This is a genomic window from Streptomyces qaidamensis, from assembly GCF_001611795.1.
GTDB classification, from domain to species: domain Bacteria; phylum Actinomycetota; class Actinomycetes; order Streptomycetales; family Streptomycetaceae; genus Streptomyces; species Streptomyces qaidamensis.
The window spans coordinates 535604-556008 of sequence record NZ_CP015098.1 but is presented as its reverse complement, the minus strand read 5'-3'; the positions used below and the strand labels follow the sequence as shown (position 1 = coordinate 556008).

19 protein-coding genes and 1 pseudogene are annotated in these 20405 nt (G+C 72.4%); 8 read left to right on the top strand and 12 right to left on the bottom strand.

Annotation, left to right across the window (positions count from 1 at the left end; translation table 11 throughout):
- Positions 1 to 50: 50 nt before the first annotated feature.
- Positions 51 to 1256 (bottom strand): epoxide hydrolase family protein, encoded by a 1206-nt coding sequence (locus A4E84_RS02460; protein ID WP_062924952.1) that lies wholly within the window; start codon positions 1254 to 1256, stop codon positions 51 to 53.
- Between the two features lie 121 nt (positions 1257 to 1377).
- Between A4E84_RS02460 and A4E84_RS02455 the strand changes: the two genes are divergently transcribed.
- A complete protein-coding gene (locus A4E84_RS02455; protein ID WP_062924951.1) occupies positions 1378 to 1860 on the top strand; it encodes a VOC family protein in 483 nt (160 codons plus the stop codon).
- Between the two features lie 207 nt (positions 1861 to 2067).
- On the opposite strand, the pseudogene A4E84_RS40270 reads toward A4E84_RS02455, so the two are convergent.
- Together A4E84_RS40270 and A4E84_RS02450 are read right to left on the bottom strand one after the other, a co-directional pair.
- Positions 2068 to 2655, bottom strand: a pseudogene (locus tag A4E84_RS40270) (aminoglycoside phosphotransferase family protein); the annotation flags it as partial.
- Between the two features lie 152 nt (positions 2656 to 2807).
- Positions 2808 to 3710, bottom strand: a complete 903-nt coding sequence (locus A4E84_RS02450; RefSeq protein WP_062924950.1) for an SGNH/GDSL hydrolase family protein — start codon at positions 3708 to 3710, stop codon at positions 2808 to 2810.
- 202 nt (positions 3711 to 3912) lie between these two features.
- Here A4E84_RS02450 and A4E84_RS02445 point away from each other — a divergent pair, with 202 nt between their 5' ends.
- Together A4E84_RS02445 and A4E84_RS02440 are read left to right on the top strand one after the other, a co-directional pair.
- Entirely contained in the window at positions 3913 to 4710 is a 798-nt protein-coding gene (locus A4E84_RS02445; RefSeq protein ID WP_062931249.1) for a VOC family protein, read from the top strand.
- A 41-nt stretch (positions 4711 to 4751) separates the two neighbouring features.
- Complete coding sequence (locus A4E84_RS02440; protein ID WP_062924949.1) at positions 4752 to 5450, top strand: ribonuclease H family protein; 699 nt, start codon at positions 4752 to 4754, stop codon at positions 5448 to 5450.
- On the opposite strand, the gene melC2 is transcribed toward A4E84_RS02440, so the two are convergent.
- Both melC2 and melC1 read right to left on the bottom strand, forming a co-directional pair.
- A complete protein-coding gene (melC2, locus tag A4E84_RS02435) occupies positions 5451 to 6272 on the bottom strand; it encodes a tyrosinase MelC2 (protein WP_062924948.1) in 822 nt (273 codons plus the stop codon). It abuts the gene before it with no gap.
- Between the two features lie 32 nt (positions 6273 to 6304).
- Positions 6305 to 6673, bottom strand: coding sequence for an apotyrosinase chaperone MelC1 (gene melC1, locus A4E84_RS02430; protein WP_062924947.1), 369 nt, complete (start codon positions 6671 to 6673; stop codon positions 6305 to 6307).
- Positions 6674 to 7014: 341 nt separating this feature from the next.
- Between melC1 and A4E84_RS02425 the strand changes: the two genes are divergently transcribed.
- Positions 7015 to 8226, top strand: coding sequence for an FAD-dependent monooxygenase (locus A4E84_RS02425; RefSeq protein WP_062924946.1), 1212 nt, complete (start codon positions 7015 to 7017; stop codon positions 8224 to 8226).
- A 28-nt stretch (positions 8227 to 8254) separates the two neighbouring features.
- Here the strand turns inward: A4E84_RS02425 and A4E84_RS02420 are convergent, their stop codons facing one another.
- Positions 8255 to 9982: a cholesterol oxidase substrate-binding domain-containing protein gene (locus tag A4E84_RS02420; RefSeq protein WP_062931248.1), complete on the bottom strand. Its 1728-nt coding sequence runs from the start codon at positions 9980 to 9982 to the stop codon at positions 8255 to 8257.
- A 138-nt stretch (positions 9983 to 10120) separates the two neighbouring features.
- On the opposite strand from A4E84_RS02420, the gene A4E84_RS02415 reads away from it, so the two are divergent.
- Positions 10121 to 11104 carry an aldo/keto reductase gene (locus A4E84_RS02415; protein ID WP_062924945.1) on the top strand — a complete coding sequence of 328 codons (984 nt, stop codon included), beginning with the start codon at positions 10121 to 10123 and terminating at the stop codon, positions 11102 to 11104.
- A gap of 24 nt (positions 11105 to 11128) precedes the next feature.
- Here the strand turns inward: A4E84_RS02415 and A4E84_RS02410 are convergent, their stop codons facing one another.
- Positions 11129 to 11476 (bottom strand): hypothetical protein, encoded by a 348-nt coding sequence (locus A4E84_RS02410; protein ID WP_062924944.1) that lies wholly within the window; start codon positions 11474 to 11476, stop codon positions 11129 to 11131.
- Positions 11477 to 11624: 148 nt separating this feature from the next.
- Between A4E84_RS02410 and A4E84_RS02405 the strand changes: the two genes are divergently transcribed.
- A complete protein-coding gene (locus tag A4E84_RS02405) occupies positions 11625 to 12122 on the top strand; it encodes a DUF6328 family protein (RefSeq protein ID WP_062924943.1) in 498 nt (165 codons plus the stop codon).
- Between the two features lie 58 nt (positions 12123 to 12180).
- Here A4E84_RS02405 and A4E84_RS02400 read toward each other — a convergent pair whose 3' ends face one another.
- Together A4E84_RS02400 and A4E84_RS02395 are read right to left on the bottom strand one after the other, a co-directional pair.
- Positions 12181 to 12606, bottom strand: a complete 426-nt coding sequence (locus tag A4E84_RS02400) for an SsgA family sporulation/cell division regulator (protein WP_062924942.1) — start codon at positions 12604 to 12606, stop codon at positions 12181 to 12183.
- A 62-nt stretch (positions 12607 to 12668) separates the two neighbouring features.
- Positions 12669 to 13709, bottom strand: a complete 1041-nt coding sequence (locus A4E84_RS02395) for a hypothetical protein (RefSeq protein ID WP_174569399.1) — start codon at positions 13707 to 13709, stop codon at positions 12669 to 12671.
- 150 nt (positions 13710 to 13859) lie between these two features.
- On the opposite strand from A4E84_RS02395, the gene A4E84_RS40265 reads away from it, so the two are divergent.
- Complete coding sequence (locus A4E84_RS40265) at positions 13860 to 14555, top strand: hypothetical protein (RefSeq protein ID WP_079129324.1); 696 nt, start codon at positions 13860 to 13862, stop codon at positions 14553 to 14555.
- Here A4E84_RS40265 and A4E84_RS02380 read toward each other — a convergent pair.
- Complete coding sequence (locus A4E84_RS02380) at positions 14452 to 15423, bottom strand: LLM class F420-dependent oxidoreductase (RefSeq protein ID WP_062924939.1); 972 nt, start codon at positions 15421 to 15423, stop codon at positions 14452 to 14454. The two genes, A4E84_RS40265 and A4E84_RS02380, sit on opposite strands and share 104 nt — an antisense overlap.
- Positions 15424 to 15495: 72 nt before the next feature.
- Here A4E84_RS02380 and A4E84_RS02375 point away from each other — a divergent pair, with 72 nt between their 5' ends.
- Positions 15496 to 16947: a serine hydrolase domain-containing protein gene (locus tag A4E84_RS02375; RefSeq protein ID WP_062924938.1), complete on the top strand. Its 1452-nt coding sequence runs from the start codon at positions 15496 to 15498 to the stop codon at positions 16945 to 16947.
- Here the strand turns inward: A4E84_RS02375 and A4E84_RS02370 are convergent.
- The gene (locus A4E84_RS02370) at positions 16939 to 18591 is read right to left on the bottom strand and encodes a protein kinase domain-containing protein (RefSeq protein WP_062931246.1); all 1653 of its coding nucleotides are present in this window, start codon (positions 18589 to 18591) and stop codon (positions 16939 to 16941) included. The genes A4E84_RS02375 and A4E84_RS02370 overlap by 9 nt on opposite strands.
- Positions 18592 to 18932: 341 nt before the next feature.
- A complete protein-coding gene (locus tag A4E84_RS02365) occupies positions 18933 to 19892 on the bottom strand; it encodes a threonine/serine dehydratase (protein ID WP_062924937.1) in 960 nt (319 codons plus the stop codon).
- Positions 19893 to 20405: the final 513 nt, after the last annotated feature.

Sequence of the window (20405 nt, the reverse complement as noted above, 5' to 3'; positions counted from 1 at the left end):
GAACGGTTTCTCTGCCGTCGGCAGATCCGCTACCGGCAGAGCCCTCCGGCTCAGCCCTTGTCGCGCAACGGGCGGAAGAACGCCCGCACATCACCGACCAGGAGGTCCGGCTCCTCCATCGCCGCGAAGTGCCCGCCGCGGTCGAACTCCGTCCAGCGGACGATGTTCTCCGTCCGCTCCGCCTTGTGCCGCAGCGGGATCTGGGGGTCGCCGGCGAAGGACGCGACCCCGGTCGGCGTGGTGGAGGGCTCCTGCGGGGCGGCGGTCCTCCCGCCCCGGGCGTGGGCGCGCTCGTAGTAGATCCGGGCCGACGAACCGGCCGTGCCCGTCAGCCAGTACAGCATCACGTTCGTGAGCATCAGGTCCCGGTCGACGGCCTCCTCGGGCAGCTCCTCCGAGTCCGTCCACTCCTGGAACTTCTCGACGATCCACGCGAGTTGACCCACGGGGGAGTCCGTGAGCGCATAGGAAAGCGTCTGCGGGCGGGTGGACTGCACGTGGAAGTAGCCCGTGCCGTCGCGCGACCACTCGGCCCACCGCCGCCACGAGGTCAGCGTGCGCTCCCGCTCGGCCGGGCTCAGCGCCTCCAGCTCCGCGGCGGTCGGCTCGACGGCGGCCTGAGCGCCGGGCAGCAGATTGAGGTGGATGCCGATCACCCGGCCGCTGTGGACGCGCCCCAGTTCACGGGAGATCGCCGCCCCCCAGTCGCCGCCTTGCGCGCCGAACCGCTCGTAGCCGAGGCGCGTCATCAGTTCGGCCCACGCGTCGGCGATCCGGCGGGCCTCCCAGCCGGTGTCCCGGGTGGGGCCCGAGAACCCGAAGCCGGGGATGCCCGGCAGCACGAGGTGGAAGGCGTCGGCAGGATCACCGCCGTGGGCGGCCGGGTCGGTCAGCGGTCCCACGATGCCGGCGAATTCGACGATCGATCCCGGCCACCCGTGCGTGACGATCAGCGGGGTGGCGTCGGGCTCGGGGGAGCGGATGTGCGCGAAGTGCACCCGCGCGCCGTCGATCTCGGTGGTGAACTGCGGCCACGCGTTCAGCCGCGCCTCAGCGGCCCGCCAGTCGTAGTCGTGCCGCCAGTACCGGACCAGCTCCCGCAGATAGCCCGACGGAACGCCGTACGTCCAGCCCACACCGGGCAGCTCGTCGGGCCAGCGGGTCCGGTCGAGGCGGTCGTGGAGGTCGTCGAGGTCGCTCTGCGGTATGTCGATGCGGAAGGGACGGATGCCGCTGTCGGCGGGCGAAGACGTCATGACCGGATGCTAGTTCCGAACGGTGTAGCGGCCATCCGAATGTGACGGCCGCCGGCCGATGAGTTCCGGCGCGATTGCCGGTCGACAGTGGTGACAGCGTTCGACGCGTGCAGGAGGACTCATGACCACCGACGGTTTCACCACGTGCCTCTGGTTCGACGGCCAGGCCGAGGAGGCCGCCCACCACTACGTCTCGATCTTCAAGAACTCCAGCATCGGCAAGATCGCGCGCTACCCCGAGGGAGCGCCCCAGGCCGCCGGCAGCGTGATGACGGTCGAGTTCACGGCCAACGGGCACCGGTTCCTCGGGCTCAACGGCGGCCCCCAGTTCAGGTTCACCGAGGCCACTTCCTTCATGATCTTCTGCGAGAACCAGGAGGAGATCGACTACTACTGGACCAGGCTCACCGAGAACGGCGGCGAGCCGGGTCCCTGCGGCTGGCTCAAGGACAGGTTCGGCGTGTCCTGGCAGGTCGTCCCGGACCGGCTCTCCGAGATGATCAGCGACCCGGACCCGGCGAAGGCGTCCCGGGTGACCCAGGCGTTCATGGCGATGAGCAAGTTCGACATCGCCGCGCTGGAGAAGGCGTACGCGGGCGAGTGACGTGCCCCGACGCACGCAGGGGCGGAGCCATCTCTGCCCCTGCGCCGTCTCGGCCAGGATCTCCCCGATCACATGCCGGGAGTTCTCCGCGACCGGCGGGTTGGTGTCACAGTAGTACGGCAGGGCGATGACCGCGATCGACAGGGCCCAGCCCCGGGCCCGTGCCCATTCGGCCTCGCCGGCGCCCACGGCCTCGCGGAAGACGCCGCGGACCGCCGCGGGCAGCACACACCAGGCGCCGATGAGGTCGACGGCGGGATCCCCGACCCCCGCCGTGCCGAAGTCGATCACGGCGCTCAGCCGCCCGCCCGTGACCAGGAGGTTCCCGGCCATCAGGTCGCCGTGAGCCCAGAGCGGTGGCCCGGTGTGCTCCGGAGCCCGAAGGGTCTGCTCCCACACCCTGGTCACCGCGGCGGTGTCGACCCGCCCCGCGAGCCGCCCGAGCGCCTCACGCAGGAAGGGGTCGCGGGTCGCCAGCGGCACGCCCCGGTAACCCGGGGGCCCGTCCGACGCGTCGATGCGGCGCAGGGCCGTGACGCACGCCGCCAGGTCTCCGGCGAGCAGGGCGGGCTGCTCGATCCTGCCGGGCACCGGGTTGCTGCCGCCGAGCCAGCCGTAGACCGACCAGGGCCACGGGAACCCGTCACCGGGTTCGCCCCGGCCGAGGGGCTCGGGCGAGGCGGCGGGCAGCCCCGGGCCCAGCCGGGGCAGCCAGCGCAGCTCGTGCGCGATGGCCTCCACGGCGCGTGGATGCCGGGGGAGCCGTACGACCTTGTCCGCGCCGAGGCGGAACATGGCGTTCTCCGTCCCGGAGGACTCCAGCCGCCGCAGGGGCAGCCCGGCCCACTGCGGGAACTGCCCCGCGATCAGCCGGCCGACGAGGGAGACGTCGATGGCCAGCTCGTCCTCATGCATCCGCACCGCGCACATGGCGCCCATGCGAGCGGTCAACGCGCCGCCTGTCGAATGGTTTTGGTGACCTCCCGGGCGATGCGCAGGATGCCGGGGGAGCGGACCGGGCAGGGTTTCGGCCGGGTGGTGGTCGGGGCCAGGCAGAAGTGCAGATAGTCGTCGTCGCGGTGCAGGGCCGTGCGGTCGCGGCCCGGCTGAGTGCACAGGCCGGGGCGGGCACGCTCGTGGGTCGTGCACGGCAGGTACTGCGTCCAGGTGTAGCGGTCCGCGGCCGGGCTCACCGCCTTCCCGGCGTCCGCCACGAGGTCGCCCGAGGCGGCGGCCCGCTTCTCGTACAGCGCGTTGACGCGCCGGATCCGGTCGGGGGTGATCGGGTCCGGGCCCTGGGACACCCAGACGATCCGGGGGCGGTTGTCGCCCCCGGCCGCGGTGATCTGCTCGGTGAGCCGGCGCGCGTCGGCGTCGTAGCGGCTGAAGTACCGGGCCGGGGACTTGTCGTGGGTGATGCCGTCCATGCACGGCGTGTAGCCCCAGGAGTTCCCCCAGAACTGCAGGACCACGAAGTCGGGCCGCAGCCTGCGCACCAGCGCGGCGGCCTTGTCGGCGGCCGGCACGAGGGACCGTTCGGCCGTGCCCTCCAGGTAGTCGCACAGGGTGGTGCCGGAGTACGGGGCGCCGGTGTACCGCGCCTTCAGATCCCGGCGTAACTCCTGGCCCAGAACCTTCTGGCTCTCCATCGCCAGCGAGTCGCCGAGGTACAGCACCCTGGGTGGTGCCTTCCCCGGCTCCGGACCGGGGGAGGCGGGGGCCCGCTGATGGGTGGTGGCCGACGCGCGCGGCGCGGCCGGTGCCGGTTCATCGGGTGCGGACGCGGGATCCCCGCACCCGCCGAGGAGCACCCCGGCCAGTATTGCCCCCACGATCCACGGCTTGCGCATATGGCAACTCCCGCCCCGGCCACCGAAACGGCACTCAGGCAAGCACAGCCGGGCGCCGGGGGGAAGACATCCGCCGGACGCGATGGTCCGGGCCGGTGTGGCCCGACCACCCGGTGGCCGGTCCGCTCGACGCGCGGGCCGGCCGCCGGGTGACTAGCGTGAGGAAGCGGATGATTCCACCCATTCGGAGAGGGTCGTGGTCATGGCCGTGCAACCTGAAGGAACCCCCTGCTGGGCCGACGCGATGTTCGGCGACCTCGAAGGGGCCAAGAGCTTCTACGGAGACGTCCTCGGCTGGACCTTCGCCGAGGCGTCGGCGGAGCTCGGCAACTACACGGAGGCCTACGCGAACGGCAAGGCGGTCGCCGCCGTCGTCCCGCCCATGCCCGGCCAGGAGGGCCTGTCGCAGTGGTGTCTGTACTTCGCCGCCGACGACGCAGCCGCCACCGCCGGCCGGATCCGCGACAACGGCGGCGAGGTGCTGATGGAGCCCATGGAGGTCGCCGACTTCGGCACCATGTGTCTGGCCCGCGACCCCGGCGGCGTCGTCTTCGGCGTCTGGCAGGCGGGCACCCATGAGGGCTTCCAGGCGATGGCCGAACCCGGTGCCTACACCTGGGCGGAGGTCTTCACCCGCGAGCCCGCGAAGTCCGACGCGTTCTTCCCCGCCGTCTTCTCCTACCGGCAGCGGGACATGGAGGACGGCGAGATGGACTTCCGGATCTACGATCTCGGCGAACGCACCGTGCTGGGCCGCATGAAGATGGGCGACGACTTCCCGCCCGAGGTGCAGCCGTACATCAACGTGTACTTCACCGTGGAGGACTGCGACGAGACCGTCGCGAAGGCCACCGAACTCGGCGGCGTGCTGCGGTTCGGCCCGATGACCACCCCGTTCGGCCGCTTCGCGGCGATCAGCGACCCGCAGGGGGCGAACTTCTCGGTGATCGACATCACGAAGACAGAGGGAGAGATGCCGAAGCTGACCGACGTGGCGTAGGCGTCCGGACCTCCCGGCCGGACGACCCCCGCGGTCATGGCATGATCGAGCGCATGCGTGAACGTGTTGTGGCCGCGTGTGACGGGGCTTCGAAGGGAAATCCCGGGCCCGCGGGCTGGGCCTGGGTCGTCGCCGACGCTTCCGAGACACCGGAGCGGTGGGAGGCGGGGCCGCTCGGCAAGGCCACCAACAACGTCGCCGAACTCACCGCGCTGGAGCGGCTGCTGGCGGCGACCGACCCGGACGTGCCGCTCGAGATCCGGATGGACTCGCAGTACGCGATGAAGGCCGTCACCACCTGGCTCCCCGGCTGGAAGCGCAACGGCTGGAAGACCTCCGCCGGCAAGCCGGTCGCCAACCAGGATCTCGTCGTACGCATCGACGAACTCCTGGACGGCCGCTCGGTCGAGTTCCGATACGTCCCCGCCCATCAGGTCGACGGCGACCGGCTCAACGACTTCGCCGACCGTGCCGCCAGCCAGGCCGCCACCGTCCAGGAGCCCGCGGGCAGCGGCCTCGGTTCCCCCGAGCCGCCGCCCGCCCCGGACACCCCGGCCAAGGCCCCGCGCTCCCGCCCGCGCACCGCCAAGGCCGCAGGGAGCAAGGGCCCCGCGCGCACCATCAAGGCGAAGTTCCCCGGCCGCTGCCAGTGCGGCCGCTCCTACGCGGCCGGCGAGCCCATCGCCAAGAACGACAGCGGCTGGGGCCACCCGGAGTGCCGCACGGCCGCGAGCGTCTGATCAGACGTCGAACGTGTAGTGCGGCGTGTGGTCCAGCAGATCCGCCGGGCTCATGTCGTGCCACGGCCGCATCGTCTCGTTGAGGTCGATCACGTTCGGCGTGCCGGCGGCCGGCAGATAGCCGGAGCCGGGGTGCCGGCGCTGCCACTCGGCCCACAGCTTGTCTATGTACGCGTGGTGCAGCCAGAACACCGGGTCGTTGGGGGAGACCCCGGTCGCCATTTGCCCGCCGACCCAGACATGGACGCGGTTGTGCAGGTTCACGCCCCGCCACCCTTCGAGGTGGTTGCGGAAGCCGTCCGAGCCGCTGTTCCAGGGCGCCATGTCGTACGTGGACATCGACAGCACCGACTCGACCTCGGCCCGGGTCGGCAGCTCGCGGGTACCGGAACCGAGGGAGCGCCGCAGGAACGTACGGCCGTCGACCCGCACGTTGACCGGCCAGTTCCCGCCGGACGCGGAGAACGGCCCGTCCGTCACCCGGCCGTCCCGCTCCCGGCCGGTGCCCCCGAGGAAGTCGGGCGCCCACAGCGAGGCGCGCGGCGTACGGTCGACGGTCCAGTCCCAGTAGGGCAGCGTCACCGACGCGTCCACCGACTGCAGCGCCCGCTCGAACTCCAGGAGGAATCTTCGGTGCCAGGGCAGGAAGGACGGTGAGCGGTGCCCGGTCCGCTCGCCGTTGTCGGTGTCGGAGACGATGAACGCGTTGTGTGTCGTGACGAACTCGTCGTAGCGGCCGCTGCGCTTCAGCTCCAGCAGCGCGGCGACGAAACGCCGCTTCTCGTCGGCGGTCAGGGTGGACTGGTTCTTGCGGACAGCCATGTGCGGGTGCTCCAGATGCCTTGCGGTGCGGGTCAGTTGGCGGGGAAGGGCAGCAGCGTCGCGCCCTGCAGCTCGTCCACGGCGGCGCGGGCGGCGGCCCGCGGGGTGGCCACCGGGTCGTAGTGGCTGACGACGCTGATCCAGCTGCCGTCGGCGTTGCGCATCACGTGCAGCTCGACCCCGTCGACGAACACCGCGTAGCCCGCGCCGTGGTGCCCGTGGTGACCGGACCCGGTCGTCGGACGGCCCTGTATCCGGCGGCCCTTGTAGACCTCGTCGAAGGTTCCGGGCGAGCCGTGGTGCCCGGCGGCCGAGGCCGGGATGGCGGCGGACAACGTCCCGGCGCTCGTGGCGAGGACGGCCGCTGCGGTGAGCGCGCTGCGACGGCTGAGTTCCGGCATGCGGACCTCCAGGGGTGGTTTCGGCTGATGTCCCCGCATGCCTACCGGCCCGCCCGCCACCGGCAGAAATCCACGCGAGCCGGTTGGCTGCGATCCGGGCAATTCCCCTTATGTCGTGCAAGGTTGAACGAAGATGATCTTGCTGCGGGACGCCGGTGCGCGGGCGCGGAAGGGGAAGTTCCGCCCGCGAGGGGTGCTGTGACGGATGTTTCTGCCGGTGCGGCCCGCCGTCCGTGGCGCGCGTCACGCCGCGAAACTGGCGCGATTCGGCGGTCCGGTCGGCGGCACGCGCATGCTGCTACTCTGCGTCGGCAATCGACAGCTCTCGGTAATTCTCAGGGGTGTGCGTGAAGGTCGCCTGTGTCGGCGGCGGGCCCGCCGGTCTGTATCTCTCGATCCTGCTCAAGCGGCAGGACCCGTCCCACGACATCACCGTCTACGAACGCGACCCGGAGGGTTCCACCTACGGCTGGGGCGTGACGTACTGGCGCGGACTGCTCGACCGGCTCCACGAGCGGGACCCCGAGTCGGCGGCCCTCCTCGACGCCGGCTCCGTCCGGTGGAGCGACGGCGTCGCCCACGTCCGGGACCTGACGACCCGGCACAGCGGGGACCAGGGGCACGGCATCGGCCGCCACCGGCTGCTGGAGATCCTCGCCGCCCGGGCCCGCGACCTCGGCGTACGCCTGGAGTACGAGCGCGCGATCACCGCAGGCGACCTGCCCTCCGGCGCCGACCTGATCGTGGCGGCCGACGGCGTCCGCAGCGAACTGCGCTCGCACCACTCCGAGCGCTTCGGCACCCGGCTCACGCCCGGGCGCAATCACTACGTGTGGCTCGGCACCACCAAGGTCTTCGACGCCTTCACCTTCGCCTTCACGGAGACCGCCCACGGCTGGATCTGGTGCTACGGCTACGGCTACGGCCCCGACCGCAGCACCTGCGTCGTCGAATGCGCGCCCGTGACCTGGACCGGCCTCGGACTCGACCGGGCGAGCGAGGCCGACAGCCGGGCCCTGCTGGAGAAGCTCTTCGCCGCCGTCCTGGACGGGCACCCCCTGCTGGGCCGCCCCGGCGGCACCCCCTGGCAGACTTTCCGGACCCTCACCAACGACACCTGGCACCACGGCAACCTCGTCCTGCTCGGCGACGCCGCCCACACCACCCACTACTCCATCGGCGCCGGCACCACGCTCGCCCTGGAGGACGCCATCGCCCTGGCCGCCGCGCTGCGCGAACACCCGGAACTCCCGCGCGCCCTCGCCCGCTACGAGCGGGAACGCAAGGCGGCCCTGCTGCCGGTGCAGAGCGCGGCCCGATACAGCGCCCAGTGGTACGAGAACCTGCCGCGCTACATGCACCTGCCCCCGGAGCGCATGTTCGCCCTGCTCGGCCAGCGCCACTCACCGCTGCTGCCCTACGTCCCGCCCCAGCTGTACTACCGGCTCGACCGGGCGGCCGGACAGCTGGAGCCGCTGCGCCGGTTCAAGCGCTGGCTGGGGCCGAAGGTCGCGCGGACGGTGCACGCGCGGGCGCTGACCTCCCGGGAATAGCGCCCCGACCGTGCAGGTACCTCGGCCCCTAGGGGCCGAACAGCCGGTCCAGGAAGGCGTTGCCGTACACGTGGTGCGGATCGAGCCGGTCCAGCGCGGCGCGCGCCTGCGCCCACGCGGCCGGGCCGACCGCCGCCGGGACAACGTCGCCCAGCACCTCCTGGTCGCTCCACACGTCGTCGTCCGTGTACGCCCACCCCTTGGACCACTCCACCCGGGTGAGCGCGGACCCGCCGTCGAACGTACGCAACAGGAACCGCTCGATCTCGCGCAGGAACGCCTCCGCGTCCGGGGTGCCCGGCAGTGTCAGGACGTCCAGCCACACGGCCGTGTCCCATTCGGGGTGGTCCTCGGGCGGCCGGAGCGCCGACAGCAGCGGCGGACGGGCCCCGGCCACGCCGGTGGCGGCCGGGTCGTCCAGGCCGGTCACCCGGATCTCCACCGAGCCGTTGACCGGGAAGCTGCCTCGGGCGGCGTACGCCGTCAGCCGCTCCCGGTAGAACGCGGCGAACTCGGAGACGACCCGCTGCACCCCGTCCCGCGCGGTGAGGACCGCGTAGCCGTTGGCGTGCACCTGCAGCGTGGTCGGCTTCAGATACAGCAGCGTGTTCTTGGAGGGCCCCCAGAGGTCGGCGGACAGCGTCGTCACCAGCCCGAGCGTGGCGGCCTCGTACTGAGCGGTGCCGAGCACCGGCGCGAGGTACCAGGCGGCCTCCGACGTCATCCGGCCGACCAGCTCCGCCACCGGCGTGGGGACGTTGTCGGAGAACGGATAGTTGTACGGCCGGGTCACCTTCCGCGAGGTCAGCGGCCGGGTGGGGGAGACGCTCCACACCTTCAGCCAGGGATGCTCGGTGAAGGCGAACCAGATCGCCTCGACCCGCCCCGCCTCGTCCAGGAAGCCCGCGAACGTCCGCCCGTCGTCCGAGCCGGGCGCGGCGAACAGCTCCCCGGCCGGGATGTCCGTGCGGCTCACGCACCGCAGGTTCGTGTTCGCGCCGACGCGCAGCACCACCTCGGTGACCAGGGACCGCCCGAGATGGGTCAGCAGAGCGGCGCAGTCCGCCCCGTCGCGCTGGAAGGTGCGCAGCACGTACGCACCGGCCCCGTCGTCCCACACCACGGCCGTGAGGGACAGGATCAGGTTGCTGAGCGAGCCGTAGGTGTGCCCGGGCTGCCGCTGCTCGCCCCGCGCGGGGACGGCCGTGCCGTGGCCGTCGACGGCCAGGACGCCGCCCAGGGTGAGCACGCCGGGAGCGGGTGCCGCGGTGATACCGAGGCCGTGCTCCTCCAGGAAGGCGAGCAGGTCCTCCATGGTCACGCCGGTCCCGGCGCGCACCGCGGTCCGGGAGTCCAGGGCGAGGTCCGTGAGGTGGACCGCGGTGTCGACCAGGAGGACCGGGGCCCCGGACGGTGTTCCCTCCGTCACCGTCAGCGGCGACCAGCCGTGTGCGGCGCCCCGGGCGCGCACCCGCCACCCCTGCCGCCACGCCCAGTTGACGACGGCGACCACTTGGTCCGGGCCGTCCGGAGCACACGCCCACAGACCGTCGGCGGTGATCTCACCGACCCAGTTGCGGTACGCCGAGCGGTACAGCGCGACGTCGGCCGGGAAGTCCGGCAACTCCGCGGCGGCGGCCGCGGGATCCGCCGGCAGACCGGGCAACGCGGCCAGGGCGGTGGCGCCGAGGAGGAAACCCCGGCGGGTCCAGGGCGACGCTTCGGACGGGTTGTCGTTCGTTGAACCGGTAGTCACCGGCGTCACGCTAGAGGCCCGTTGACACGTGACGTGTTCCTGTCGCATCGATTCACCCGTGTGAGTGAATCGTGGGGGCTCGACGAGCCGGAGCAGAACGTTCCACGCGGCGCCGTGACGGGTGACAGACTGACGCCCATGGACGAGCGCACATTCGACAGGTCGGGTCAGCACGCCTCCGTCATCGGTCTGGGCACCTGGCAGCTGGGAGCCGACTGGGGAGACGTCGACGACAAGGAAGCCCTCGCGGTACTGGAGACGGCGGCCGAGGCCGGGGTGACCTTCTTCGACACCGCCGACGTGTACGGCGACGGCCGCAGCGAGCAGACCATCGCCGCGTTCCTCAGCGGCCGCCCGGACCTGCACGTCATGGTCGCCACGAAGATGGGCCGCCGGGTCGACCAGATCCCCGCCAACTACGTGCTCGACAACTTCCGCGCCTGGAACGACCGCTCCCGGCGCAACCTCGGTGTCGACCGGATCGACCTGGTGCAGCTGCACTGCCCGCCGACGCCCGTCTACTCCACGGACGAGGTGTTCGACGCCCTGGACACCCTGGTCGAGGAGGAGCGCGTCGCCGCGTACGGCGTCAGCGTCGAGACCTGCGAAGAAGCGCTGACCGCGATCGCCCGGCCGAACGTGGCGAGCGTGCAGATCATCCTGAACCCGTTCCGCATGAAGCCGCTGCGCGAGGTGCTCCCCGCCGCCCGTGCGGCCGGAGTCGGCATCATCGCCCGCGTCCCGCTGGCCTCCGGCCTGCTGTCGGGCAAGTACACCCGGGACACCGTCTTCCCGGAGAACGACCACCGCACCTACAACCGGCACGGCGAGGCCTTCGACCAGGGCGAGACCTTCTCCGGCGTCGACTACGCCACCGGTGTGGAGGCCGCCGCCGAGTTCGCGGCGCTCGCCCCCGAGGGGTACACCCCGGCCCAGCTGGCCCTGCGCTGGATCGTCGAGCAGCCCGGCGTCACGACCGTGATCCCCGGCGCGCGCTCGCCCGAGCAGGCCCGGGCCAACGCGGCCGCCGCCCGCCTCCCGGGGCTGCCCGGCGAGACGCTCACGGCGATCCGCGACCTCTACGACCGGCGGATCAAGGACCAGGTCGAATCCCGCTGGTGAGACTGGTTCTCACATCTCCGGTTCTCACGGCTCCAGGAGCAGCTCCCTCTCCTGCTCCTGGTCGCCGGAGGCGGCCCCGTCGTCGCGTGCCGTGAACGCCCGGGTGAGCGTGTCGCTCGCCCGCCGCACGGCCTCGGGGGTGCCTTGCACGGTGACGGTCACGGGTGCGGACAGTCGCCCGGAAACCTCCCCGCCACCGCCGGCTGGGCCCGTCTCCCCCTCCCCGTCGAAGGTCGCCGTATGCACCGTCGCGTTTTCGTCGGCGGGAAGCTCGTCCGGCGCCCCGAAGGTGCCCTCCAGGGCGCGGACGACCGCTCGCGCGTCATCGGCGCCTCCGCCGCTGAGCGTCACGGTGAGCTGCGTACCGGACATGCGTCCACGACCTCCTCAAGCCTGCGTCATTCGAGCCGTCCGTGTAACCGCCCCCCGATCGCTCAAACCGCAGCGATCTCCGGGACGACGAGTTGTTACGGGGAACCCGGGAAAGAGGAGGGCTCAGGTCTCTCACCGGGAGGAAACAGTGGTGGACGCGGCAGAGGGCGGGGCGATGCGCCGGGGGCGCAACGAGACGGAGGAGGAGAGAGCGGACCGGATGTGGCAGGAGCTCATCCAGGAGGTCCGCGTAGCGCAGATGGGCGTACAGATCCTGTTCGGCTTTCTGCTCACCGTGGTGTTCACCGAGAAGTACGACGACCTCTCCGGCACCGACCAGACGATCTACCTCGTGACGGTCGTCCTGGGCGCCTGCGCGACCGGGGCGCTCATAGGCCCGGTGTCCCTGCACCGCCTCGTCTCCGGGCGGCGCGTCAAGCCCCAGGCGGTGCAGCTGGCCTCCCGGCTCACCCTGCTCGGCCTCGTGCTGCTGCTCGCCACGACGACCTCTTCGCTGCTGCTGATCCTGCGCGTGGCCACGCACGACGGCTTCGTGCCCTTCCTCGTCGCCGGGGTGGTCGCCTGGTACCTGCTGTGCTGGTTCGTCCTGCCGCTGTGGACGCGGCACCGATACACGTCGAGGTGACGGTACGGAGCCCGCTGCCGGCCGGCAGCGGGCTCCTCGCGAAACAGTTCGCCCTGCTTCAGCCCCCGGCGAGGACGCCCGCCAGGAAGTCGTCGACGTGCACCTCCTCGCGGCCCGGCTGCACCACCTCGTACGTCTCGCGCAGGAACGCGGCGAACCCCGGCGCCCACGCGAACACCACCGCGTGATGCCGTCCCCCGTCGGCGCGGGCGTCGCCGAGGAACTCCATGCGCAGCTCCTGCCACATGCCCCGCGCCTGAGGGCGCATCCGCACGTCGCCCACCCCCACCGGACGCCGCAGCGCCTCACCGAGCATCTCCCGGTCAAGCTGCCACCGGGCGAGAACGCGGCCGTCGTGGCTGAAGACCACGGTGACGGCGAACGGGTCCGCGGCGTCGTAGCTCAGGTGCGCGAGCACGGAGAAACGGTCCGTGTCACCCGCCTGGAGCTGCACCACCAGGGTCTTGTGGACGAACGAGTTCACGAGGGGGCCTCCGGGAAGAACCGACGTAGAGCCCTCTAGTACCCCCGATCCCGCCGGAATGCTCAGCCGACCGGGTGATTCCCGCGAGCACCGCGCAGCGACTCGATGCAGACGGCGACGGCCCGCTGCAGATCCTCCAGACGCTGCACCATGTCGTCCTCGTAGAACTCCCCGGCGTCGTCGAAGGTCAGCTCCTCGAACACCTTGGTCGCCTTCTGCAGGCTGCTGTAGAACTTCGTGCGCCGCTCCTGCACCCGCAGCCCGGGATCGGTCTCCACGACCTCGACGACGAGGGACTTCATCGTGTCGTAGGCCTCGGCGGCCCACTCGCCGGCGTCCTCGCCCTCGTCCAGCTCGTCGAGGAGCGACAGGTGCCGCTCGGCCTCCTGCCGCAGATCGGCGGGCGCGTCGACGGTCTGCCCGGCGGGCGTCCTGATCTGCCCCGACTCGGCGATCTGGCGCACATAGCCGATCCGGTCGGCGGCCCTGCTCTCCCCGGCGACGGCCTTCTTCAGCTCGTCGGTGCGCACCACGTCCCGGGCCAGCTCCGACTGGAGGTCGGGGTCCTCGCGGACCCGGTCCAGCAGGGCCTGACGGGCCGCGCGGGCGGTGGAGGGGTCGGCGAGGATCGCGGCGCGCAGGGCGGTGGGGTTCTCCGCGACCTCCAGGGCCTTCGTGGGCCGGATTCCCTCCGCCTCGGCGGCCTCGCTGATGGCGGTGCCGCGCTCGGAGGTCGCGCTGTTGCGGGAGACGTAGTAGCTCAGCCACACGTCGGCGTCCGGCAGGTCTACCTCCTGACCGGGCGTCAGCGCCTCGAAGTGCGGGACCATCCCGTCGTCGGCCGCCCGGTCCCACGCCTTGTAGTAGCGCATGACCCGCTCCGGGGAGCAGCCGGCGAGTTCCGCGAACTCCCTCGCGGACACCTTCGGCGTCTCGTCCGCGCCCTGCCCGCCGGGCCGCACACTGCGCGCCACCTTCAGCCCGAAGGCCCACCCGCCGGTCCGGGCGTAGGCCCCGAACTCCCGCGCGTCCCGCGCGATGGGGTCGGAGACGGGCGCCGGGGCGGCGGGGGACGTCTCGGGCGGAGTGATGGCAACGGTCACGGACGACTCTCCTGAGGCGGGGCGGACGGGACGGCACGAGGTGCGCACGGAAGCCTAGCGGCACCCGCTGACCTCGTTGTTCACCCCCAGGCGGGGGCCCGTCCGAAAACCGTTGTCCCCACCGGGCGCGCGTGCGCGACGATGCTGGGCATGGTGCGACAGGAGACGGACGTCACGCTGCGCCGCTGTACGCAGTGCGGCGGTCACGTGCACGGAGGTGCCCCCGCCTGTGCCGTCTGCCGTGTCCTCGTGGACGGCGTCGTCGAGGGGGCGTGGGCCGCCTTCCTGCGCCAGTGGGACACCGTCGCGGGCGGCGATCAAGAGAGGGCGCTGGCCGGAATGGTCGCGGCCGAACCGCACCGGCACGACTGGCGGATCGTGGACGCCGCCCTCGACCGGCTGGTGTGCCCCGACTGCGGCGGCCGGCTCGCCCGAGGCCCGGCCGGCTGCCCGGCCTGCGACCTGGCGCACGGCTTCCGCTACGCCGCGATCGAGACGGACCGCCCCGGCGTCCCGCCCGGCAACGAACACGCGATCCGGGTCAACGTCTCGGTGGTGCGCAGGCCGCAGGTCACCTCGGAGAGCGAAGTGCTCGTCCGGCGGCTGGTGCTGCCGCTGCTGCTCGCCGGGTTCCTGCCCACGGCGGAGGAGGCCCAGCGGGTGAGCGCCATCGTGAAGAAGAGCCCTCCGGGGCGGAGGGCTCGGTCGGCGGAAGAGGCCGTCGAGGCGCTGGCCGAGAGCTTCAGCCGAACGCGTCGCGCAGCGCGGGCAGCAGCGTCTTCTCCGACCAGTCCAGATACGCCGACTGTGACTCGCCACCGATCTGGACGAGGGCGACCTCGGTGAACCCGGCTTCGGCGTACGGGCGGACGGCCTCGACGAACGCGTCCGGGTCGTCACCGCACGGGATGGCGTCGGCGACGTCGTCCTGCGTGACGAACTGGGTCGCCGCCTCGAAGGAATCCGGGTGGGGCAGCTCCGAGTTGACCTTCCAGCCACTGCCGAACCAGCGGAACTGGGAGTGCGCCCGCTTGACGGCCGTGTCCCGGTCGGGGTCGTAGCAGACCGGCAGCTGGCCGACCCGGGGCTTGCCCTGGCCGCCGTGCCGGTCGAAAGCCTCCAGCAGCCCGGCCTTGGGCTCCGTGGCGATCACCAGGTCACCGAGCCGCCCCGCGAGTTCACACGACCGCTCACCCGACACGGCGACACCGATCGGCGGCGCCTCGTCCGGCAGGTCCCACAGCCGGGCCGATTCCACGTCGAAGTGCGTGCCGCGATGGTTGACGTGCCCGCCCTTGAAGAGGGCGCGGATGATCTCCACGGCCTCCTCGAACATCTCGTGCCGTACATCGACGGAGGGCCAGCCGCCGCCCACGACGTGCTCGTTGAGGTTCTCGCCCGAGCCCAGTCCCAGCCGGAACCGGCCCTCGGACAGCAACTGCAGCGTCGCCGCCTTCTGCGCCACCACCGCGGGGTGGTAGCGGAACGTCGGGCACGTCACGTACGTCATCAGCGGGATACGTGACGTGGCCTGGGCGGCCGCGCCGAGCACGGCCCACGCGTACGGCGAATGGCCCTGCGAGCGCAGCCACGGGAAGTAGTGGTCGGAGGTCACCGAGAAGTCGAAGCCGGCCTCCTCGGCCCGGACCACGTGGTTGACGAGGTCACGGGGGCCGGCCTGCTCGGTCATCATCGTGTATCCGATTTGCACCATGACCGGCGAGTCCCCTGACAGCGGGCCCGGAAACAGCTCGATCAAGGTCGCCGACGGGTGCAGGATGCATCCATGAGTGCTTCCCCCCTGCCGACTTCCGGTCCGGCCGCCCAGGGTGTCGACGCCTCCGGCGTCCACGCCTTCCTCGACGCCCTCGAAGCCGCCCCCGAGATCGAGCCGCACAGCCTGATGATCATGCGGCACGGGCACCTGGTGGCCTCCGGCTGGTGGGCGCCCTACACCGCCGAACGCCTCCACCTGCAGTATTCGCTCAGCAAGAGCTTCACCGGGACCGCGGCCGCCCTGGCCGAGGCCGAGGGGCTGCTCGACTTCGACGCGCCAGTGATCTCGTACTTCCCGGAGTTCGAGGCCGACATCACCGATCCGCGCAGCCGGGCCGTGCTCGTCCGGCACGTGGCGTCCATGGCCAGCGGCCACCGGGGTGAGACCGTCGACGAGGCCTACGGGGGTGACCCCGCCGAGCCCGTCCGCGGGTTCCTCCTGCTGCCGCCGGACGGCGACCCCGGCACCGTCTTCGCCTACAACCAGCCCACCACCTACACCCTCGCCGCGATCGTCCAGCGCAGGAGCGGGCAGCCGCTCACCGAGTACCTTCGGCCCCGGCTGCTGGATCCGCTGGGCATCGGCGAGGTGGTCTGGCGACGGGACCGCACCGGCCGCGAGCTCGGCTTCAGCGGTCTGTACGCCACCACCGACGCGGTGGCCCGGCTCGGCCAGCTGTATCTGAACGACGGACTCTGGGAGGGCGAGCGCCTGCTGCCCGCGGGGTGGGCGGCCCGGGCCTCGCGACCCCGCACCCCCACCGCCGGAGCCATGGGAGACGCGGACCTGCAGGACTGGCACCAGGGCTACGGCTACCAGTTCTGGACGTCCCGGCACGGCTACCGGGGGGACGGCGCCTACGGCCAGTTCTGCCTGGTGCTGCCGGAGCACGACGTGGTCATCGCGGCGACCGCGGCGACCGAGCGGATGCAGGAGTACCTGAACCTGGTCTGGGAGCATCTGCTGCCCGCCTTCGGACCCGAGCCGCCGACCGGCCGCGAAGCCGCCGACGCGGAGCTGCGGGAGCGCCTCGGCCGGCTCGCGCTGCCGCCCGCGCCGGGCCGTCCCGCACCCCCGGAGCGGGAGCGGGACTGGACGGCTACCGTGTTCACGCCCTCCGTGGAAACCGGGCCGGTCCGGTCGGCCGGGCTCGACCGGGACGCGGACGGCTGGACGCTCACCCTCACCGGGGAAGGTGACCGGCCCGACCGCCCGGACCGGCTCACCCTGCGTCTCGCGGGGGAGGGCTGGACGGTCGCCGAGGAACCCGCCCCGACCGCGGTGAGCGGCGGCTGGACCGATGCCGGCACGCTCGCGGTGGAGGTGGTGTTCCTGGAGACCCCGCACCGCCTGGCACTGACCTGCTCCCTCGCCGACCGGACGCTCACCGCGTCCTGGCGCACCCAGCCGCTGCACGACGGACGGCTCAGCACCCTGTGCGCCCCGCGCCGCTCAGTCTGACCCGGGCCGGAAGGTCGTGAAGAACGTGCGCAGCGCCTCCTGGTTGGCGGCGGCCTCCCAGTCGGCGTCCGGGGTCGTCCAGCGCAGCGAGAAACTCCGGCCGCCGCCCAGCAGGACACCCCGGCCGAGGGTGTGCACCCGGGCGCCGTCGACGTGCGCGGTCCACTCCATGTCGGCGGCCTCGCGGCCCTGGTACGTCGTCGCGCGGATCGCTCCGATCCGGTCGTAGTCGTCGGCCTGCTTGAGGTTCGGCTCGACGTCGTCCCGCCACACGGCCACGGGGTCCGGGCCCGCCTGCTCGCTGTAGGTGACGGCCAGCGTGCGGTCGTCTCCCTTGGCACCGAAGACGACCCGGTACGCACCACCGTCGCGGTCGGTGTCCAGCCGCTTCCAGCCCTCGGGCAGGGCGACGGAGAAGCCCTCCGCCGCCCGGTAGCGCTGGAAGCCGGGCGGCAGGGCCGTGGCCGGGGCGGACGCTGTTGGCGTGGGAGTGGGAGTGGGGGACGGGGACGACGGAGTGGGGGTGGGGGAGGGAGACTGGGGCGGACTGGGCGGCCCCGACGGATCGGGGCTGTCACCACCGGTGCCCTCGCCCGGTGTGGCGGTGGAAGCCGGCGGCCGGGCCGGCGATTCGGCCGCGTCGCTTCCGCCGTCCGTGCCGGGCAGCCCCTGGGTCGCGGCGAGCACGGCGACCGCGACGGTGACGACGGCCAGGGCCGTCCCCGCCACCATGGTCCGTCTGCTCCACGCCGGGCTCCCCGGCCGCATCCCGGCGTAGGCGCCGCGCAGCCGCGGGACCGGCGCCGCGGCCAGGGCCGCCTCGGGGTCCTCGCTGAGCGCGCGGGTCAGCGCCTCACGCACGACCGGGCGGGTCAGCCGCTCCCGTGAGTCCTTGCGGAGCAGCCCCTGCACGACCTGGGTGAGCGGCCCGGCGCGCACCGGCGTGCGCAGCGGCAGCCGGTCCACGCCCTTCAGGGTGTTCTCCGGACGCCCCCGGTCCCGGAAGGGCGGGCGCCCCTCGACCATCGTGTACAGGATCGCGCCCAGCGCCCACAGATCGGCCGCGGGACCGATGCGCTGGTCGCGGGCCTGCTCCGGGGACGCGTACGCCGGTGCCGTCAGACGCGGTGCGAGGGTCGCGCCGGCCAGGCCGAAGCCGGTGACGACGACCGAGTGGTCCTCGCGTGCGAACACCTGGCCCGGGCTGAGCTCGCCGTGTGTGATGCCCTGGGCGTGCGCGGCGTCCAGCACGTCGAGCAGTTCCAGACCGATCCGCGCCGCCCGCACGTAGTTGAACGTGCCCTGCTCCGAGAGGAGTTCGCCGAGGGGGGTGCCGTCGATCCACTCGTTGACCGTCCACAGGGCGCCGGCCTCCTCCGCGGCGTCGACGACCGTGGCGATGCGGCCGGGGCATAGCAGCGCCATGTTCTCGGTCGTGCGCAGCAGGCGGGCCGCGGCCCGGCGCTCGGCCCCGCGCGGATCCTCCGGCAGCCCGATCTGGGTCACGAGGCACGGGCGGGAGATCTCGCCGGTCCCGGTGTCCTCGGCGTACCAGCAGATGCGGTTGGTCTCCCGCTGGATGATCTCGAGCAGCCGGTAGCGGCCGGCGACCAACTGGTGTGTGGAGACGTGCGCCCTGCCCATGGCCATCCCTCGCTGGAAACCTGGCTCTCACCTTTTCCAGAGGTACGGGGAGTGAGCCCGTCCGCGTTCAATCGGATCGCAACTCCGTGCTCATTCCTGTCTTTTGTTCAAGAGATGGGATCACGTGTGCGAGAGGAAACGGTCTTTCGCGAACTCGGGTGCGGTTCACCTCGGCCGCCCGGGCCGCCACGGGCGCGAGGAATTCGCCCGAGGCAGGCCGTGATTAGGGAATTCCGGCCCGGCCTGGTAGTAACCGGCGGTAAATGCGGACGTGTACAACGTCTGAACTCCGAGCCCTCCGATGAATTCCGCGGAGGATTCCCCGGGCAGCGGCCGGATCGTCAGCGCAGACCGAAGCGACGCGACCAGGCGAACAGGTCGCCCGTCGTCACGTTGCCCCCGCACACCACCAGACCGAGCCGGGCACCGTCGCCGACCCGCTCCAGGACCTGCCGGGCGGCGGGAAGCAGGCAGCCGGCCGCCGGTTCGGCCCACACCTTGGCGTGGTCGGCCAGGTCGAGGGAGCCCTGCACGGCCTCCCGGTCCGGAACCACGAGAACCTCGGTGACCAGGGCCGAGACATGGTCGTACGTCAGCTGCGACACGGCCGGGGCGCTGAGGGTGGAGACGATCGACGACAGGGCGACCGGCAACGGGCCGCCCGCCGCCAGCGCCTCGGACATGGCCTGCGCGCCCTCGGTCTCCACGCCCCACACCCGCACCCCGGGCCGGCGGGCCGACAGCGCGGCGGCGACACCGGCGATCAGACCGCCGCCCCCGATGCTCACGAGGACGTCGGTGAGCTCACCGGCGTCCTCGGCGAACTCCAGCCCGACCGTGCCCTGCCCGGCGATCACCACCGGGTCGTCGAAGGGGTGGACCAGGGACAGCCCCTCCTGCTGGAGCCGCGTCATGAGCGCGAACGCGCCGTCCATGTCGTCGGTCAGCCGCACCGACGCGCCGGCCGCCTCCGCGATCTCCACGGCACGGGCGGGAGCCGAGCGCGGCATCACCACTGTCGCCTTCACATCGAGGGCCGCGGCCATGACCGCCAGGGCGATCCCGTGGTTGCCGCCGCTGACCGCCACCACCCCGGCGGCCCGCTCGGCCGCGCCCAGCGACAGCAGCTTCGCCGTCGCCCCGCGCGCCTTGAACGAACCTGTGCGTTGCAGCAGTTCGAGCTTGGCGGTGACCGGCGCGCCGAGCAGCTCCGACAGTCCCGGGCTGTCCACCGTCGGGGTGCGTACGACGTGCCCGGCGATCCGCCCGGCCATGGCCTGGATCTTCGAGATGCCGATCATGGCAGCCATCCTCCCGGCGCGGGGTCGCGGAACGCGCCGTGTCGAACCCTGACGCGGGGGAGGGGGCGGGGTCAAAGCGGTGCGAGTGGGGGAGCGCCCCGGCTGCGCGGAGTGCCCGCCCGGCCGGGTGTGCCGGGCCGGTACCGGGACCCTTTGCCCGCCTTCGCAGGGCGTTTCACATCGGCTCAGGTGGTGAGCCTGGTGCTCGCCCCGCGCCTGTCGGCCTCGCCGGAGCACCCCTGCCCGCCCGAAGGCCTCGCGTCGGTCAGGTGTCGCGCCGTAGACCGTGGCAGGGGTGGGGCGGGGTGGCCGTGCGCGGAGTCCGGTTGCGCGGAGTGCCCGCCCGGCCGGGTGTGCTGGGCCGGTACGGGGGATCGTCCTCGCCCGCTCCGCAGGCCGTATCAGATGGCTGAGGTGCCGCGCAGGGTGATTGCCCCGCGCCCGTCGACCCCGTCGGAGCGCCCCTGTCCGCCCGGAGGCGGGCCGCGCCTGCGGCGGCGGCCGCCCCGGCGA